This window comes from Peterkaempfera podocarpi (genome assembly GCF_042466665.1).
GTDB lineage: Bacteria > Actinomycetota > Actinomycetes > Streptomycetales > Streptomycetaceae > Peterkaempfera > Peterkaempfera podocarpi.
The window spans coordinates 4297283-4314694 of record NZ_CP162102.1 but is presented as its reverse complement, the minus strand read 5'-3'; the positions used below and the strand labels follow the sequence as shown (position 1 = coordinate 4314694).

Genomic DNA, 17412 nt, shown 5'->3' with positions numbered 1-17412 from the left:
CGCGGCGGGCGGGGGAGCGGACTCCCCCGCCCGCCGGATGCTCAGCCGGTCAGGCCGCGCATCCACTCCTCGACCTGGTCGGCACGGCGCGGCAGGCCCGCCGACAGGTTCCGGCTGCCTTCCTCGGTGACCAGGATGTCGTCCTCGATCCGGACACCGATGCCGCGGTACTCCTCAGGCACCGTCAGATCGTCGGGCTGGAAGTAGAGTCCCGGCTCGACGGTGAGCACCATGCCGGGCTCCAGCACCGAGTCCACATAGGCCTCGGTCCTGGCGTGGGCGCAGTCGTGGACGTCCAGGCCCAGCATGTGGCCGGTCCCGTGGAGCGTCCAGCGGCGCTGCAGGCCCAGCTCCAGCACCTTCTCCACATCCACGTCCAGCAGGCCCCAGGCCACCAGGCGCTCGGCGAGCACCCGCTGCGCGGCCTCGTGGAAGTCGCGGTAGCGGGCACCCGGCCGCACTGCGGCGATACCGGCCTCCTGGGCGTCGTACACCGCGTCGTAGACCCGCCGCTGCAGCGGGTTGAAGGTGCCGTTGATCGGCAGGGTGCGGGTGACGTCGGCGGTGTACAGGGTGTGGGTCTCCACGCCCGCGTCCAGCAGCAGCAGCTCGCCCGGCCGGACCTGCCCGTCGTTGCGCACCCAGTGCAGGGTGGTGGCGTGCGGGCCTGCGGCGCAGATGGAGCCGTAGCCCACGTCATTGCCCTCGACCCTGGCGCGGCGCCAGAAGGTGCCCTCGATCCACCGCTCGGAGGAGGCGACGGCCTGCGCCAGCTCCCGGACCACATCGGTGAACCCGCGTGCCGTGGAGTCGCAGGCGGCCTGGAGCTGCCCGATCTCCCAGTCGTCCTTCACCAGGCGCAGCTCGCTGAGGAAGACCTTGAGCTCCTCGTCGCGCTGCTCGGCGGCGGTGGGGGTCTCCGGGTCGGTGCGCTGCTCGGTGCGGTCGGCCTCGAGCTCGGCGAGGACGGCCTCCAGGGCGGCGTCATGGCGGCGCACGATACGGGTCGGGGCCGGGTCGGCGGCCGCGGCGGCGGCGATCTCCTCGGCCGCCTTGCGGACGTCGCGGCACTCCAGGCCCAGCAGCACGGCGGCCTCGGTGAGGCTGTGCCGGCGGCCCACCCACAGCTCGCCCTGGCCGTCCAGCCAGAACTCGCCGTTCTCGCGGTCGGAGCGCGGCAGCAGATAGGCGGTGGCGTCATGGCCGCCGTCCGGCCGGGGCTCCAGCACCAGCAGGGCGTCCTGGGTCTGGTCGCCCGTGAGGTGGACGTACTCGCTGGACGGGCGGAAGGAGTAGTCGTCGTCGTTGGAGCGGGTCTTGAGGTTCCCCGCGGGGACGACCAGCCGCTCGCCGGGGAAGCGGGCGGAGAGCGCGGCCCGCCGCCGGGCGGCGTAGGGGGCCTGCTCGATCGGCTGGAGATCGCGCAGCTCGGTGTCGGCCCAGCCGCTCTTCATCAGTGCGGCGAGCTCGTCGGAGACCTCCGGGTAGAGGCCGTTCTTGCGTCCCTTGATCGGCTGCTCGCCCTCGTCGGGCACGGCCGACTCGGGGTTCTCCGCCGCCGCCGGGGTGCGGTCCTGGGTCACGTACGTCGCCTCCTTGCGTCGTCGGGCCGCCCGGCTGCGCCTACCGGGTCTCGGACAGGCGGTCGGGCGGTCCTCCCCATCGTAGGCGGGGGGTCCGAGCGCACGTTCGGCCGACGGGCCGGCTGCGGCACCGCACGGTGCCGGGGCGGCTGCCTCAGTCGAACCGGGCGGTGAGCAGGACCAGGTCGTCGACCGCCTCGCCGCCGGAACCGTCCGCGCGGGCACCCTCGGCGCAGGCGGCGGCCAGCAGCCGGTCGCAGAGCCGGTCCGGGTCGCTGCGGACCTCGTAGGGCGCCTCCGCCGCGATCGCCCGCAGCCTGGCCTGCCCCGCCTCCAGGCCGGGCCCGCAGCGCCGGGCCAGACCCTCGGTGTACAGCACCAGTGCGTCACCGCGGCCGGCGGTCAGCTCCACCCCCGGCGCCTCCCAGCAGCTGAGCATGCCCAGCGGCGCCGACAGCGAGGTCTCCACGAACGCCGCGCCGCGGTCGCCGACCAGCAGTGGCGGGCAGTGCCCGGCTCCGGCCAGCGTGATCCGGCGCTCGGCAGGTTCGGCATAGGCGTAGAGGGCGGTCGCCGAGCGGGCCGGTTCGGTGGTCTTCAGCAGCAGCTCCAGATCGCCGAGCACCGCCACCGGATCCTCGCCCTCCAGCACCGCATAGGCGCGCAGTGCGGACCGCAGCCGGCCCATCGCGGTGGCGGCGCCGGTGCCGCCACCGCCGACACTGCCGACGGTGAGGGCCAGCGCCCCTTCCGGCAGGGCCAGGGCGTCGTACCAGTCGCTGCCCGCGGAGCGGTCCAGCGCGGCGGGGATGCAGCGGGCCGCCAGCCGCATTCCCGGGACGCGCGGCAGCCGGTCGGGCAGCAGTCCGTGGCGCAGCGCCTCGCAGCCGGCGTGCAGCCGTTCGCGCTCCAGCTCCTTGGCGATCAGCGGGGCGGCGAAGGAGCAGTACAGGCGGGTCAGGTGCTGCTGGCGTTCGGAGGGTTCCGACGGCTCGTCGTAGAACCAGACGGCCGCGCCCAGGGGGCCGTCCTCGGCGGTGGCCAGCGGCAGCGCGCAGGAGGCGCCGATGCCGAGCTGGGCGGCGACGGCGCGGTAGCGGGGGTCGAGGCCGGGGCTGCCGGCCAGGTCGGTGTGGAGCAGCTGCGCGGGGCGGTCCTCGCGGGCCAGCAGGCCGGCGTAGGGGCCGGTGTCGCTGGGGACGGTCTCCAGCGCTCCCCGGCAGGAGCGGTCCAGGCCCAGGCCGGTCGCGTCGCCGTGCGAGGCGTCCAGCACCAGCATGCCGCGGCGGGCGCCGAGCAGTGCCGCGCCGGCGTCCAGTACGGCGCCGAGGGTGGCGTCCAGGCCGCGTACGGCGGCCAGGTGCTCGGTGTGCTCGTGCAGGCCGGCGAAGTCGGAGAGCCAGGCGGCGAGCCGGTCCTGGACCGCGGTGAGCTGCTCCACCGGGGCGCCCGGTGAGGGCAGGTCGACGGCTGTGCCCAGCCCGGTGCCCAACTCGCTGCCCACAAGGCCGTCCTGGTAAGGGGAGGCGTGCTCGGGAGAGCCGGCGTGCGGCCTGCCGATACCGGTGGGGGAGGGATGCGTTTCGGTCATGCCATCCGCCCTTCCGGAGGCTGCCCGGTCGGGCGGGTGAACCCCCACGAGATGCCATAAAGCAAGGAATGACCTCACTTCTACACAGACCGGTCGGGCGTGTCCAGAACTGCGGCCCCGGCGGATCGCTGGTGTCCCGGCCGCGAAATTCGGCCGAAAAGCATCCCTTTGATTGATCGTTCAAGCTGCCTTGGGTGGCCGCGGGGCCCCTCGCACCGCCCGGGGCCCCGGCGATCCGGGGGCGTGCTGCAGGCCCGGGACGGAAGTGGCGGCAGAGGCCGGGGGAGGTGGATCCGGACACCGGAGCCGGCATCCGTCCCATCCGACTCCGAACCGTCGGCGTGGGAGATGCGATATCGGAGAGACGAACCGGAGACGCCGGGGCGGCGCCGGTGGACAGCGAGGGGCGGTGGGGCGGTTTGGACAGGGGCGACACCACCGCAGGACTGCTCTCCTGCGGACCCCGGACCGTACGATGGAGGTGCGCCCGGAAGCCCGGGACCGCTCATACCCGTACGGTGGAACCACCCCCCGCCGTACGGCGTCACTCCGGACACCGAGGGACACCGAACGGATTCCCGTCCAGGAGACGCACCACCCCGTCGCACGGACACAGCAGATCCCGCACCACCCTGCTGCACGGAGAACCCGGGAGCATCCCCCGTACGGCAGGCGGCGAAACCCCCACGGGGGGCCCGGAGTGCAAACGCCACCATCCGCCACCCCCCGCCACGTACCGGAACCGGCGTCCGACGTGGTGCTCTTACTGTGGCGCGCAGCAGACCGCCCCGCTTGTCACTGCCCGATCCTTCAACGGTCACGGAAAGGAACGAGCGCTCATGCGCGAGATCCTCGGAAGGCGACGGAGGAACAGATCAGCACTGCTGTCCGCGGCACTGACCTGCGCGGAGCAGTGGCGATGGCCCGTGGTTCCCGGTGCGGGAGTGCAGCCGCGCCCGCTGCGCGACCGCTTCGGCGAACGGGGCGAGGAGCGCGGCGACCGGCGTGAGCGCGGCGACGGCGAACGCCGCCGTCCGGCCCGCAGCTGTGTCTGCCCGAGGGGCGACTGCCCCGTACCCGGTGCCCACCCCTACGACCCGCCGCTGCTGGCGGCCACCACCGATCCCCGGATGGTGCACTGGTGGTGGACCCAGCGGCCGGACGCGCCGATCGTCGCCGCCACCGGCGGCGCCGTCGCGGCGGTCAGCCTGCCGGCCGCCGCCGGGGCCAGGGTGCTGGACTACTTCGACGCCCTGCGGGTGCGCACCGGTCCGGTGGTCGCCTCGCCCCACCGCCATGTGCTGCTGGTCCGCCCCTACAGCTTCGACGAGTTGGGCGACCTGCTGGCGCAGCAGGACTGGGTGCCGACCTCGCTGCGGTACCACGGCCCCGCGGGCTATGTGGTGCTCCCGCCGTCGCGTACCGGGAGCGGCGGGGTCCGCTGGGAGCGTCCGCCGGTGGCGGATCCGAGGTCGCCCGCCGGGGCGCCCTGGGCCGGGGGTCGCGGATCTGCTGGGTGCGCTGGTCGCGGCGAGCGTGGCGACGCCCGACGGAAGCCGCCTGGCGTACTGACACCGGGGCCGTACGGGCCGGAATTCCGCGACCCGGAACGGCAGAGCCCGGAACGACACGGGCCGGAACGTAGAGCGCCCGGCCGCTGGCGACGGGGGATGCACCAGCGACCGGGCTGTTTAAACGGTAACAAGGATCGCTCGATCCGCAAATTCCCTCGAGCGAACTCGACCTGCACATTCCGGTCGGACGACAGAAATGTGACGCGACTCACGCGATTCGTGATCGAGCGCTGCCTTTCGGCATCCGATCGACGGTCCGGATCACCCGAGGGTGATCTGCCGGTTCACCAGACCCGCGCGCACCCGGCGCTCCTCCGGGGTGAGCGGGCTCGGCGCCGCCAGCACATCGGCCAGCCGCTCCGCGAACGCCGCCGCCGGCTTCTCGCAGTCCGCCGCCGACATCTCACGCGGCAGGTCCCACACCGGAACCGTGAGCCCGTGCGCCCGGAAGGAGCCCACCAGCCGGGTGGACTCGCCGAGCGAGGCCTCACCGGCCGCCGACAGCCGGGCCAGCGCGTCCAGCAGCGCCTCCTCCGGGTGGCTCATCACCCAGCGCAGGTGGTTCTTCTCCGGAGTGCCGCACCAGTAGGCCGACTCCACGCCCTGCAGCCGCTCGGTGGGGATCACCGCGGCGTTGGCCCGCTCCAGCGAGGCCGCCACCTCACCGGTCGCCGATTCCGCGTCCTCCAGCCAGAACTCGAACCCGCTGTGCACCGTCGGCTCCAGTGGCGCGGAGAGGTCCAGCAGGTCCTGGAGCCGGGGGCCGCCCGGTGCCGGACGCCGCGGCGGCACGGGATTGCCCGGCTCGGCGGCCAGCGCCTGCTCCAGCGCGTCCGCCAGATCCCGGCTGACGTCACCCGAGGCGGACTGGGTCTGCAGGCCCAGCAGGATCGAACCGTCCGCGCGGCGCAGCGCGGGCCAGGCCATCGGCAGCACGGTGGCCAGCGTCACCGACGGCGCCCCGTCGGCGGCCACCTCCTTGCGCAGCGTCAGCGGTGCGGTGGCGGACGGCACCAGCTCGCGCAGCGCGACCCAGTCGGCCTCGCCCGGCAGCCCCTCGAACGGACGCTGCACCAGCTGCTGCACGGCGTGCGCGGCCTCCCGGCCGTGGCATGCCTTGTAGCGGCGGCCGGAACCGCAGGGGCAGGGCTCGCGGGCGCCGACCACCGGGATCGATCCGGGGTCGGCCGCGGTCGCCCCGGCGGCGGAGGTGGCGGGCTTGCGCTGGGATGCCTTGGTGGCGGCCTTCTTGGCCATGGTGCGGGTCTCCCCAATGCGGTGACGCGTTCGGCGATGCTTTCCGCCGGGAAGCGTAGCCGGGCAGGCAGGGCCGATGACTGCTTCGGCGTGTCTGCCGAGGAGGTGACGGAGCGTCGTCCGTGGTCAGGCGCTCTCGGCGTCGGGCCGCTTGAGCGCGGCCACCGGGTGCACGGCGGGTGAGCCGAGGCCGGAACGCCGTGCGTGACGGGCCCGTACGGGCAGGACCGCCCAGACCGTCACCTCGCCCGGGGCGTCCCGCACCCCCCAGTCCGCCGCCAGCCGGCCGACGATGCTCAGTCCGCGGCCGCCGTGCGAGGTCAGCGAGGGCCGGGCGCTGCGGGGCCGGGTCGCGGCGCCGCCGTCGGTGACCTCCAGGGTCAGCAGGCCGTCATCGTGCACCTGCCAGCCCACCAGGACACCGCCGTCGTCGTCCGCGGCCGCCGGCTGCTCCGGGCGCCTCGGTCCGCCGGTGGCCCGGGGATCCAGCTCGGGCAGCGGGGCCAGCGGTCTGGCGTGCCGGCAGGCATTGCTCAGCAGCTCCGAGAGGATCAGTACCGCGTCGTCCACCACCGTGTCGGGGACCTCGCGATCGCACAGCTCCCGCCGCAGGCGCCGCCGCGCCGTACCGACGCTCGCGGGTCCATGGGGCAATGCCATGGTCGAGGAAGTCGGCACTTCGCGCGCCATCACCAAAGCCACCCCCGAGACCTCCCTCTACCGCATGCCACCGCATGCCGAGAAGTGAATGCCCGCCGTGAATGGGCTGGAAACAGGATGTGAGCGATCGCCTCAAGTCGGAAGAAGGCATACAAGGCGGTAATGACAAGCAGTAGGGTAATAATTACCAGCTGTCGCGAAAGCGGAGCACTGCAATCCGCGGCGCTGCCCCAGGCCCCCCAGCAGCCTCAGCGGCCCAACTGGGCCAGCACTTCCCGGGGCCGGTTGGTGATCACGGTGTCCACCCCGAGCCGCAGGCAGAGCTCGACATCGGCCGGGTCGTCCACCGTCCACACATGCACCCGGTGGCCCGCCCGGTGCAGCCGGGCCACAAAGCCCGGATTGGCGCGCACCAGATCGATCCCCGGACCGGCGATCCCCACGCCCTGCGGCAGCGTGCCGTCCCGGAAGCGCAGCGGCAGCCGCTCCATCAGGAACACCGTGGGGATGCTGGGCGCGGCCTGCCGCACCCGTCGCAGCGACAGCTGCGAGAAGCTCATGATCCGCACCGGGCTCGGCCCGGGTGCCAGCAGCCCGAAGCGGTGCAGCACCCGCAGCAGCTCGGCCTCCACCCGGCCGGCGTACCTGGTGGGGTGCTTGGTCTCGATCGCCAGCTCCACCGGCCGCCCGGCGTCCGCCACCAGCTCCAGCAGCCGCTCCAGGGTGAGCACCGAGGTCCGCTCCGGATCCGGCACCCGCCAGGCCCCCGGCCCGCTGCCGAGCACCGACAGCTCCGGGGCCCGGTCCGGCGCCTCGGGCTCCTCCGGCGGCAGCGAACCGTCCTTCCAGGAGCCGAAGTCCAGCTCGGCCAGCTGCGCCAGCTCCAGGGTGGAGACCACACCGCGGCCGTTGGAGGTGCGGTCCACCCGGCGGTCGTGCACACACACCAGATGCCCGTCGGCGGTCAGCCGCACATCGCACTCCAGCGCGTCCGCGCCCTCCTCGATCGCCCTGCGGTACGCGGCCAGGGTGTGCTCCGGCACGGCGTCCGACGAGCCCCGATGGGCGACCACACGGGTGGCGGTCCGGCTGGGTACGGCAAGCGGCCGCACCGGGCCGCCAGGTGTCGCTGTCCTCACCTGCACCACCCTACGGGCGCCGCCGCCGGGTCCCGGCCGCGCGCGATGGACGTCCGGGTGAACGTTGCGCTACGACCCGGCCGCCGCGTCCTGTCCGCCCGCCGCGGCCACCGGCTCCGCCGCACCCGCGCCGCGCGCGGTCAGCGGTGTCAGCGCCCAGGTGCCCAGCGCGGCGACCAGGAAGGCGAAGAGCGACGCGGACGTCCACTGCTGCGGGGTGAAGTGCACCCAGCCGTGCACCCGGTCCCAGAAGCCGGACCACCAGCCGCCGATGTCCGACGGGGCCAGGAACTGGTAGGCGGCGAAGCCCAGCAGCCACGGCAGCAGCATCAGCGGGCGGGCCGGGGCGTCGTCCGTCAGTCAGGTCCCAGCCGCCGTGCCTGCCGCGGCCCAGGTAGTAGTCCACCGCCAGAACGGCGAGCAGCGGGACGAAGACCGAACCGATCAGCCCCAGGAAGCCGTAGTACCAGCTGCCGAACTCCTTCACCGGCAGGGCCAGCGCCGTCACCAGCACGCCGATCCCGACGGTCAGCAGCCTCCGGTCCACCCTGGGGAAGAGGTTGTGCACGGACATCGCAGTCGAGTACACGTTGGCGAAGGACTGGTCGACCTCGCGCACCACCAGGACCGCGAAGAAGGCCCAGCCCGCGGTCACCCCGAGGAAGGTGTCGAAGATCCGGTTGCTGTCGCCGTGCGCCTGGAGCAGCGCCATCAGCCCCAGCACGTAGCACCACACCTGCGCCACCGTGTAGCCCGAGAAGGTCCCGCGGAAGGCGGCGCCGGGGGTGCGCGAGTGCCGGGTGTAGTCGGCGGCCAGCGGGACGAACGAGATCGACACCGCCAGCACATAGTCCGTGGCGCCCAGGAACCCGTGCCAGTGGCCCGCCCCCGGATCCGGTACGCCGTTCCGGGCGAGCTGCACCGTGAAGTAGACCATCGCCAGCCCGACCGCCACCGCCACATACCGCCGCAGCAGCCCGATCGCGCCCAGCGGCCGGATGGTCAGCGCCGTGGTCACCGCCCCCGCAAGCACCACATACAGCCAGTGCCAGCCCCGGCCGTGGGTCATCGCCTCGGCGCCCATCGTGATCACCGTGAGCTCGTACACGCCCCAGCCCACGCACTGCACGATGTTCAGCACCGTCGGCACATACGACAGCCGGGTGCCGAAGAGCCCCCGCAGCACCGCCATCGCGGGCGCCCCCGTACGGGCGCCGATCACCGCGGCCACCGCCAGCATCGCGGTGCCCACCACGGTGCCCACCACGATCGCGGTCACCGAGGCGGCGAACGACAGCTGCTCCCGGCCGGCACCCAGCACCGTCGCCGCGCTGCTGAAGCCGATCAGGCTGACGCCCAGATTGGCCCAGAACGCGGCCTGGTCCCGGAAGCCGAGCGGCCGCGGCGGAGCGGTGTCCAGCACCAGCGGCGCCTCGCCGTCCGGTGCCTGGGACGGGGCGTCCACGGATGGGGACATGGATGGTGAAGCCATCACGGCCACTACTCCCTACGCCGGCATTACCCGGTCAGGTTCAGGCGGTCGGCACCCCCTCGGCCCGCTGCTGCGGCCGAACGGTGCCCTCTCAGCCTGGTCTGGGTCCAAGCTCCCGCGTGTCAGTTCGACAGGTCATGGTAGGCGCAGGGGGCTGCTGCGCCAAGGCCGGGCCCCACCTGCGAGCATCAGTACCGCCTAAGGAACCCATCATCCGCACGGGTGTGCTGCTTACGGCGCTCCGACGGGCTATGGGAAATGCTGGGTACCAAGGTCCTGTCATCCATGGAGGTCGTCCGTGAGCACCGAGCACGAGAGTGGGTTCACCGGGCCGCAGGGGGCGCAGCCCGCCGGCGGCCACGACGCGGTGGGCCCGGCTCCCGACCGCACGGCGCAGCAGCCCGCCGTGCCGTCGGACGGTGCGCCGTCCGACACCCCCGTCGGCGGGCCCTACCAGGCTCCGCCGCAGCCGGGCGCCTACCCGCCGCCGCCTGCGCACAGTGCCCCGTTCGGCGCCGAGGCCGGAGACACCGCGGCCGACCGCGCCTCCTGGCCGCCGCCCAGCGGCCACCCGTTCGGTGCGGGACAGCCCGTCGGCGGCTGGGGAGCCCCCGGCGGCTCGACCACCGACCCCCAGTACCCCCGCCGCAAGCGGGGCGGCCTGACGGCCCTGGTGGCGGCCGTGGCCATCGTCGCGGGCGCCATCGGCGGCGGCATCGGCGCCTGGGCCAACAGCGACTCCGGCTCCGGCTCCTCCGCCGGCAGCACCACCGTCTCCTCCACGGTGGACCGGGCCGCCCTCAACCGCGCCCCCACCTCCGTCGCCGGCATCGCCGCCAAGGCCCTGCCCAGCACGGTCACCATCAAGGCCGAGGGCTCCCAGGAGTCCGGCACCGGCACCGGCTTCGTCTATGACACCCAGGGCCACATCCTCACCAACAACCACGTGGTCGCCCCGGCGGCCGACGGCGGCAAGCTCACCGTCAAGTTCTCCGACGGCTCCAGCTACTCCGCCTCCGTGGTCGGCCGGGCCGAGGGCTACGACGTGGCCGTGGTGAAGCTCGACAACCCGCCCAAGGGCAAGCTCACCCCGCTGCCGCTCGGCGACTCCGACAAGGTCGCGGTCGGCGACGCCACCATCGCCATCGGCGCCCCCTTCGGCCTCGAGGGCACCGTCACCACCGGCATCGTCAGCGCCAAGGACCGCCCCGTCGCCTCCGGCGACTCCACCGGCGCCCAGGCCTCCTACATGAACGCGCTGCAGACCGACGCGTCCATCAACCCCGGCAACTCCGGCGGCCCGCTGCTCAACGCCGGCGGACAGGTCATCGGCATCAACTCCGCCATCCAGTCCACCAGCGGCGGGGGCGGCAGCAGCCCCTTCGGCCAGACCGAGCAGGCCGGCAGCATCGGCCTCGGCTTCGCCATCCCGATCAACCAGGCCAAGTGGGTCGCCGACACCCTGATCAAGAGCGGCCGCCCCGTCTACGCCATCCTCGGTGTGCTCCGCAACGACAACTACACCGGTGACGGCGCCCAGATCATGCCGTCCGACGTCCAGGGCACCCCGGCCGTCACGGCGGGCGGACCGGCCGACAAGGCCGGCCTCAAGCCCGGTGACGTGATCACCAAGCTCGACGGCGTGCCGATCGACAGCGGGCCGACCCTGGTCAGCGAGATCTGGTCGCACCGCCCGGGCGAGCAGGTCCAGGTCGTCTACACCCGCAGCGGCGAGACCCACACCACCACGGTGACCCTCGGCGAACGAGTGGGCGACAGCCAGTAGCCCACGCTGATCTCCGCACCCCACCCCCTCGGACCCGTTAGGCTGACCTCCGCCAGGAGGGCTGCCCGAGTGGCCTAAGGGAACAGTCTTGAAAACTGTCGTGACGGGTGACCGTCACCGAGGGTTCGAATCCCTCGCCCTCCGCAGGTGAGCGTTTGTGCAGGTCGGCGGTGGTCCCGGAGCAATCCGGCACCACCGCCGACCTGTTTGCTGTCTCACCTCGTGTCGCCTGTTTCCCGGTGTCGACTCAGTGTGTGGACGGGCTGTGGACGAGAATCAGGCCCCTTCTGCCTCCCGCATCGCCCGGTCGATCAGGGCATTCGCCTGTTCCCGCCGGCCGTCGAGGATCCTGGCGTAGAACTTGTAGAGCACGGCGACGCTGTGCCCGGCCCGGCTCGCGGCTTCGGCCGGGTCCATCCCGCAGCGCAGCCAGAACGAGATGCCCGCCTTGCGCAGCGCGTACGGCACCTCGGCGAACGGCGAGTTGGCCATCTTGCGCGGGAGCGCGATCTTCCGAGCCTCCTTCCACACCGCTGTGTACTCCTTGCTCAGCAGAATCCCGCCGTTGGACGCCCGGTAGAGGCGCCCGTCCGGGGCAACGCCATAGCGGTCGATGTGCTCGTTGACCATCCGGAGGTACACCGGCGGGGCGGGTACCTCGCGGATCGCCGAGCGGGCCCTGCGCTTCCAGCACTTGCCCGGGCGCCGAAGGGGCGTGGTCACCGGAGGAGATCGCGGAACTGGTCACAGACCTTGCGGGGTAGCTGTGGGGTGCGGTCCGGCGCACGGCGGGCACAGGACACAGGCGGGCTCGACAGAGGTAGTCGGGGGTTGCCGGGTACCGCCGGGTGGCCTGTTGGTAGGCACTGGGTGGGGCTATTGGGGTGAACGTGCAGAGTGTGGGCGTGACCTGCGGCGGGGGGTGGTGGTTTGTTGATCGGACTGTTGAACCGCAGCATTGAGGAGATCCAATCATGCGCAAGATCGCAAAGGTGGCCGCGCTGGCGGCGGCGGCTGGGTGTCTAGCTGTCGCAGACGCCGGGGCTGCCGCGGCAATTGGAGCTGACGCCAAGGGAGCGGCTGTCGGCTCGCCCGGTCTCATGACTGGCAACGTGGTGCAGAAGCCGATCAGCCTTCCGCTCAACCTCTGTGGCAACACCCATAACTTCAAGCTCTCGATGCTGAACGCTGCCTTCGGCAACACCTGCATCAACGCCTCGGGGATTGGCCGTACGCACGTCGGCTACGGTCACGAGTCGGGCGGCAGTGAGGGTGGTGGCGGTGGCTACGGTGGTGGTGGTGGCGGTGGCTACGGTGGCGAAGACGGCATGGGCCGCGGCTGAACCCCACATGGCCGCAGGCCGCTGAGTGGGTGAGTGAGCGGTGGGGCTGGGCGGACGGGCCAGCCGGGCGCTGATGGTGGGCGCCGCCCAGCTGGAGAAGGGTGCCTGACGTGGGACAGAAAATCCCGCTCCGCATCCGTTACGGCCCCCGCGTCGTGTGACTCCTGGGTGAAGAGCGGTGGTGGTCGGGCTCCTGGAAGAGGGCCCGGCCACCACCGCGTCTTTGATGGCGCTGTTCGTGCGTGCCGACATTGCGTACCGAGCCCCTTCCGGCGGCCTTCCCAGGTCACGTTGCGTGGATGCGGTGACCCGCATGGGTAGCGACAAGGAGGTGGCGAGGCAGGTCATGGGCGAGGAGAGAGTCGACCGGTCGGAGGGGTTCGGCGAGCGGCTGCTCGGCCTGCTGCTGGATCGGGCGCGGCTGATGCCGCCCCAGCTGATCGCCCCGCTGGTCGCGGAGGAGGTGGCCAGGATCGGCGGCCGTGACGTCTCCATCCTGCTCCAGGACTATGCACAGGAAATGCTGGTGCCGCTTGCGGGCAGGAAGCTGCACGTCGGTCAGCCCGAGCCGATGGCCGGCTCCCCCGCTGGCCAGGCCTTCCTGAGCGGGGACGTCGTCGACGTGCCGCAGGCCCACGGTGGCGTGCGGATGTATCTGCCGCTGCTGGACGGCAGTGACCAGGTGGGGGTGATGGCCCTGACCCTGGACGTCGTCGGCGACGACGACCGGCGCTTGGTGCGAAGGCTCGCCGGCCTGGTCGCCGACATGGTGGTCACCAAGAACGCTTACACCGACCTGTTCTTCCTGGCCCGGCGCCGGGAGCCGATGAGCGTGTCGGCGGAGATCCAGTGGAGCCTGCTGCCGCCGTTGACGATGACGGTGCCGCAGGTCGCGGTGGCCGGCATTTTGGAGCCCGCCTACCGTGTCGCCGGTGACAGCTTCGACTACGCCCTCAACGGCAACATTCTGCACATGGCCGTGATCGACGCGATGGGCCACGGTCTGGACGCCGCCACGATGGCGACCGTGGCCATCGGCGCCTACCGGCATGCCCGGCGCGTGTTCGTCAGCCTGGCCGAGAAGTACGCGTTCATGGACGACGCCATCTCCCGGCAGTTCGGCCCCGACCACTTCGTCACCGCCCAGCTGATGCACATCAACATCACCACCGGTGAGCTGGAACTGGTCAACGCGGGCCACCCCGCGCCACTGCTGATCCGCGATGGCCGGGTCGTACGGCAACTGGACAGCGCGACGACGCTGCCCGTCGGCTTCGGCGGCGAGGAGCCCCGGATCCGAGAGCACCTGCTCCAGCCGGGCGACCGGGTGCTGTGCTACACCGACGGCATCATCGAGGAACACGTCCCCGGCCGCGAGCCGTTCGGCGAGGAACGCCTCATCCGCTGCGTCAACCGCCTGGGGCAGGAACCGTCGCAGGGGGTTCGGGCGGACCTACGCCGGCTCTCCCACACGCTGAAGAGGGAACGGGGCGGGCACACCAGCGACGACGCCACCCTCTTCATGGTCGAGTGGCACGGTGGCGCCGCCGACCACCTCGCGGTTCTCGACTGAGAACCTCCCGGACCGGGATGGTGAAGCCAGCGGCGAACGGCGCCCTGCGGGGCGCTGTCGAGGGCCGACAGGGACAAGCCTGCGCTCGCTGCCTCTGAACAGGAAAAACGTCGAAGTCCTGCCGGAGTCCAGGTGGTCCTAGTGCCAGGCCGGAGTGGCGCAGTGGGGCGCGAAGTAAGGGCGTGCGCCACAGCCGAGCGCTCGCCCATTTGGCCCAATATCTTGGCCATAGTCTATTTTATCGTCAGTATGCGGTCTATCACTGATAGTGAGACCCGGCGGGCCGCCCATCCTTCTCCGGGAGGGTGGCGGCTGCACGCCGGGGAGGACGTGACTCCCTGGGCGGCGACCGCATGGGCGCCCCTCCGCGAGAAGATCCGACCGCACCCGCCCACCGTTGCGCAAGCGCGATGGCCGGGTGCGGTCGACGGCCCCCGATAGACCCGAGGGGACGTCCTGTGAGCACCAACAGCAACGCGCAGTGCACCTGTGCGCAGACGCCGGCGACGACCGCCGTGGCGGCGGAGGCCGCGCAGAACTCGGTGAGCCAGGCGACGAGGGAGGCACTGGCGGCGGCCGTTGCCGCCCTGCTCGGTCAGGCGCTCGGTTCGCCGGAGGCGGCGGCCGCGTTTCAGGCCGGGCTCCAGTCGGTGGCGCCGGCCGGGGATCCGCTGGTGCCGGTGGGTACCGGTCCGATCGGAGTGGAGCTGACCCCGAACGGCCAGTTCGCGTACGTGGTGAACAACGGCTCCGGCACGGTGAGCGTGATCGACACCGCCACCGCCACCGTCACTGCCACCGTCACCGGTTTCAACGGACCGATCGACGTGGCGATAACCGGGACAACCGCCCTGGTCACCAACGGTGGTGGCAACACCGTGAGCGTGATCGACACCACCACCAACGTGATCACCGGGTCCCCCATCGCCGTGGGGCCCCAGCCGTTCGAGATCGCGGTGACCCCGAACGGTGCGACCGCCTATGTGGCCAACCACGGCAGCAACTTCGTCAGCGTGATCGACGTCGGGACTCTCACCGCCACGGCCACCGTCACGGTGGGCAGCAGCCCCAACGGTGTCGCGGTGAGCCCTGACGGCGCGACGGTGTACGTCGCCAACCAGGGAAGCGGCACGGTGAGTGTGATCGACACGGGTACCAACCTGGTGACGAGCACCATCACCGTGGGTTCCGGGCCCATCGGAGTGGCCTTCACGCCGAACGGCCAGTTCGCGTACGTGGCGAACAACAGCTCTGGCACGGTGAGCGTGATCGACACCGCCGCCCTCGCTGTCATCGCCACCATCACCGGCTTCAGCCAGCCGGCCGGTGTCGCCGCCAACCCCGCCGGGGACCGCGTGTTCGTGGTGAACTTCGGCGCGAACACCGTCGGAGTGATCGACACCGCGAGCAACACGCTCATCACCAACCTGGCGGTGGGTACTCAGCCCTCCCGGGACGTGGTGACGCTCGACGGTAACTTCCTCTACGTCACCAACAACGGCAGCAACGACGTCAGCGTCCTCCAGATCCGGCCGATCATCACCGCCATCAATCCCGGTACCGGTTCGACCGTGGGCGGTGACTCCATCACCATCAGCGGCAGCGGCTTCACCGGGGCCACCGCGGTGAGCCTGGACAGTACCCCGGTGGCCGGCTTCACCGTGGTCGACGACAACACCATCACCGCGACCACACCGCCTCACGCCGCCGGGACGGTCCAGGCGAGCGTCACCGTCCCCCTGGGCACGGGAACCGGAGGCAGCTTCACGTTCGTCGTTCCCCCGCCCACCGTCATCAGTATCAGCCCCTCCTCCGGCACCACTTCCGGCGGCACGCTCGTCCTGATCACCGGCACCCACCTCACCGGCGCCACCGCGGTGAGCATCGCCGGAACCCCGGTCACCAGCTTCAGCGTCGTCAATGACACCACCATCGCGGCCACGACGGCGCCGCATGCGCCCGGCACCGGCCTGGTGAGCGTCACCACCCCCGGTGGCACCGTCGCCGGACCCGTCACGTACACCTACGTCGCGCCGGTACCGACCGTCACCGGTTTCACCCCGGGCAGCGGGACCACTGCAGGCGGCACCCAGGTGACGATCAGCGGCACCGGCCTCACCGGGGCCTCGGCGGTGAGTATCGCCGGAGTTCCGGCGACCGGCTTCACCGTGGTCAACGACAGCACGATCGTGGCCACCACGGCGCCGCACGGACCCACCAGCGGTCCGGTGTCGGTCACCACCCCGGGTGGCACCGGGGTCAGCGCCGCCAACTACTCGTACGTCACGCCGGCACCCACCATCACGGGGATCTCCCCGACCAGCGGACCGGCCGGCGGCAGCACCCAGGTCACCATCAGCGGCACCGGTTTCACCGGCACCACCAGCGTCAAGGTGAACGGTACCCCGGTGCCCTACACCGTCGTCTCCGACAACCAGATCACCGCCACCCTGCCCCCGCACGCAGCTGGGACGGTCACGGTCACCGTCACCACCCCGGGCGGCCAGGCGAGCATTCCGTTCACCTACACCCGCGACCGCACGAAGCTGACCGCCACGGCGGCGCTGGTGCAGCTCTTCCCCTTCCCGCAGCTGAAGTACCCTTTCCTGACTGCGACCCTGACCGACCTGGACACCGGTCAGCCCATCGCCGGACAGACCATCACCTTCACCGCCGGCAGCACGGTGCTGTGTACCGCCACCACCAACGCCCAGGGGACGGCGTCCTGCGCGGCACCGCTGGCAGTGCCGCTCATCGTCCTCAACGGCGGCTACAACGCCACCTATGCGGGCACGCCGAGCTTCCAGCCCGCCAGCGCCCACGCCGGGATCCTGATCTCCTGACGAGCAGCGCCCACGGCGAGCCACCACTGCCGCCCCTTCCCCCACCGGGCGGGGCGGCAGCCGCTGCGCAGACGCCGGCCTCCCTCTATCGCGGCGGCCCGAGGTCTATGACAGACAGCACCGCGCGGTGCCCTGGTCGTTGTCCAGTGCACTGACGGCCGCCACCGTTCACCGCGGTACGCACACCCCGACTGACCTGCCCCGTGAACCACTACGGGCGCACCCGCACGCTCATACGGACGAAAGCGTGTTGGGGCAACCGTTGAGGGGTTCTTGCGTGCCCGCCCCGCTGGGCAAAGGAAGGGCCAGACGGTTCTGCGGGCGGGCCTCGTCGTGGCCTCAGTCCTCCGCCTGTGGTTCTCGGTTCCGTGAGCCCTGCGGGATGTGTCCCATGCGGCGTCGTGGACGAGGTGTGGACGGCGGCGGGGTTAGCCGACTGTGTGGCCTCCGTTTGCACAGGTCAACGCGTGCTTGTTCCCCCACTCGGGCACTGCCTTGAAAACTGTCGTGACGGGTGACCGTCACCGAGGGTTCGAATCCCTCGCCCTCCGCAGGATGCAATGCCGCAGAT

General features: G+C 71.8%; 11 protein-coding genes, 1 tRNA gene, 1 pseudogene and 1 riboswitch. Of the genes and pseudogenes, 6 read left to right on the top strand and 7 right to left on the bottom strand.

All coding sequences use genetic code 11. The features are described 5' to 3' along the window. Nucleotides 1-41: 41 nt before the first annotated feature. Both AB0761_RS18905 and AB0761_RS18900 read right to left on the bottom strand, forming a co-directional pair. Nucleotides 42-1583 carry an aminopeptidase P family protein gene (locus tag AB0761_RS18905; RefSeq protein ID WP_377270240.1) on the bottom strand — a complete coding sequence of 514 codons (1542 nt, stop codon included), beginning with the start codon at nt 1581-1583 and terminating at the stop codon, nt 42-44. Nucleotides 1584-1737: 154 nt separating this feature from the next. After that, nucleotides 1738-3174, bottom strand: coding sequence for a PP2C family protein-serine/threonine phosphatase (locus tag AB0761_RS18900; RefSeq protein WP_377270239.1), 1437 nt, complete (start codon nt 3172-3174; stop codon nt 1738-1740). 839 nt (nt 3175-4013) lie between these two features. On the opposite strand from AB0761_RS18900, the pseudogene AB0761_RS18895 reads away from it, so the two are divergent. Further along, a pseudogene (locus AB0761_RS18895) lies at nt 4014-4746 on the top strand (bifunctional DNA primase/polymerase). Nucleotides 4747-5009: 263 nt separating this feature from the next. Here the strand turns inward: AB0761_RS18895 and AB0761_RS18890 are convergent. The 4 genes from AB0761_RS18890 to AB0761_RS18875 all read right to left on the bottom strand — a co-directional run bounded on the left by AB0761_RS18890 (nt 5010) and on the right by AB0761_RS18875 (nt 9296). Beyond that, on the bottom strand, nt 5010-6005 hold the full coding sequence (locus AB0761_RS18890) for a DUF5926 family protein (protein ID WP_377270238.1): 996 nt from the start codon (nt 6003-6005) through the stop codon (nt 5010-5012). Nucleotides 6006-6131: 126 nt separating this feature from the next. Then, a complete protein-coding gene (locus AB0761_RS18885; RefSeq protein WP_377270237.1) occupies nt 6132-6665 on the bottom strand; it encodes an ATP-binding protein in 534 nt (177 codons plus the stop codon). Between the two features lie 248 nt (nt 6666-6913). Next, nucleotides 6914-7777, bottom strand: coding sequence for a glycerophosphodiester phosphodiesterase (locus tag AB0761_RS18880; RefSeq protein WP_377274208.1), 864 nt, complete (start codon nt 7775-7777; stop codon nt 6914-6916). Nucleotides 7778-7814: 37 nt separating this feature from the next. Then, nucleotides 7815-9296 (bottom strand): purine-cytosine permease family protein, encoded by a 1482-nt coding sequence (locus AB0761_RS18875; protein WP_377270236.1) that lies wholly within the window; start codon nt 9294-9296, stop codon nt 7815-7817. Then, a riboswitch (TPP riboswitch) is annotated at nt 9289-9425 on the bottom strand. Its footprint overlaps the gene before it by 8 nt. A 169-nt stretch (nt 9426-9594) precedes the next feature. Between AB0761_RS18875 and AB0761_RS18870 the strand changes: the two genes are divergently transcribed. Both AB0761_RS18870 and AB0761_RS18865 read left to right on the top strand, forming a co-directional pair. Then, nucleotides 9595-11082 carry a trypsin-like peptidase domain-containing protein gene (locus tag AB0761_RS18870; RefSeq protein WP_377270235.1) on the top strand — a complete coding sequence of 496 codons (1488 nt, stop codon included), beginning with the start codon at nt 9595-9597 and terminating at the stop codon, nt 11080-11082. A 55-nt stretch (nt 11083-11137) separates the two neighbouring features. Continuing rightward, nucleotides 11138-11226 (top strand) — tRNA-Ser (locus tag AB0761_RS18865). A gap of 132 nt (nt 11227-11358) precedes the next feature. Here AB0761_RS18865 and AB0761_RS18860 read toward each other — a convergent pair. Continuing rightward, nucleotides 11359-11805 carry a hypothetical protein gene (locus tag AB0761_RS18860; RefSeq protein ID WP_377270234.1) on the bottom strand — a complete coding sequence of 149 codons (447 nt, stop codon included), beginning with the start codon at nt 11803-11805 and terminating at the stop codon, nt 11359-11361. Between the two features lie 251 nt (nt 11806-12056). Here AB0761_RS18860 and AB0761_RS18855 point away from each other — a divergent pair, with 251 nt between their 5' ends. The 3 genes from AB0761_RS18855 to AB0761_RS18845 all read left to right on the top strand — a co-directional run bounded on the left by AB0761_RS18855 (nt 12057) and on the right by AB0761_RS18845 (nt 16841). Further along, complete coding sequence (locus AB0761_RS18855) at nt 12057-12425, top strand: chaplin (RefSeq protein ID WP_377270233.1); 369 nt, start codon at nt 12057-12059, stop codon at nt 12423-12425. Between the two features lie 313 nt (nt 12426-12738). Further along, on the top strand, nt 12739-13998 hold the full coding sequence (locus AB0761_RS18850) for a PP2C family protein-serine/threonine phosphatase (RefSeq protein ID WP_377270232.1): 1260 nt from the start codon (nt 12739-12741) through the stop codon (nt 13996-13998). A 458-nt stretch (nt 13999-14456) separates the two neighbouring features. After that, a complete protein-coding gene (locus AB0761_RS18845) occupies nt 14457-16841 on the top strand; it encodes an IPT/TIG domain-containing protein (RefSeq protein WP_377270231.1) in 2385 nt (794 codons plus the stop codon). Nucleotides 16842-17412: the final 571 nt, after the last annotated feature.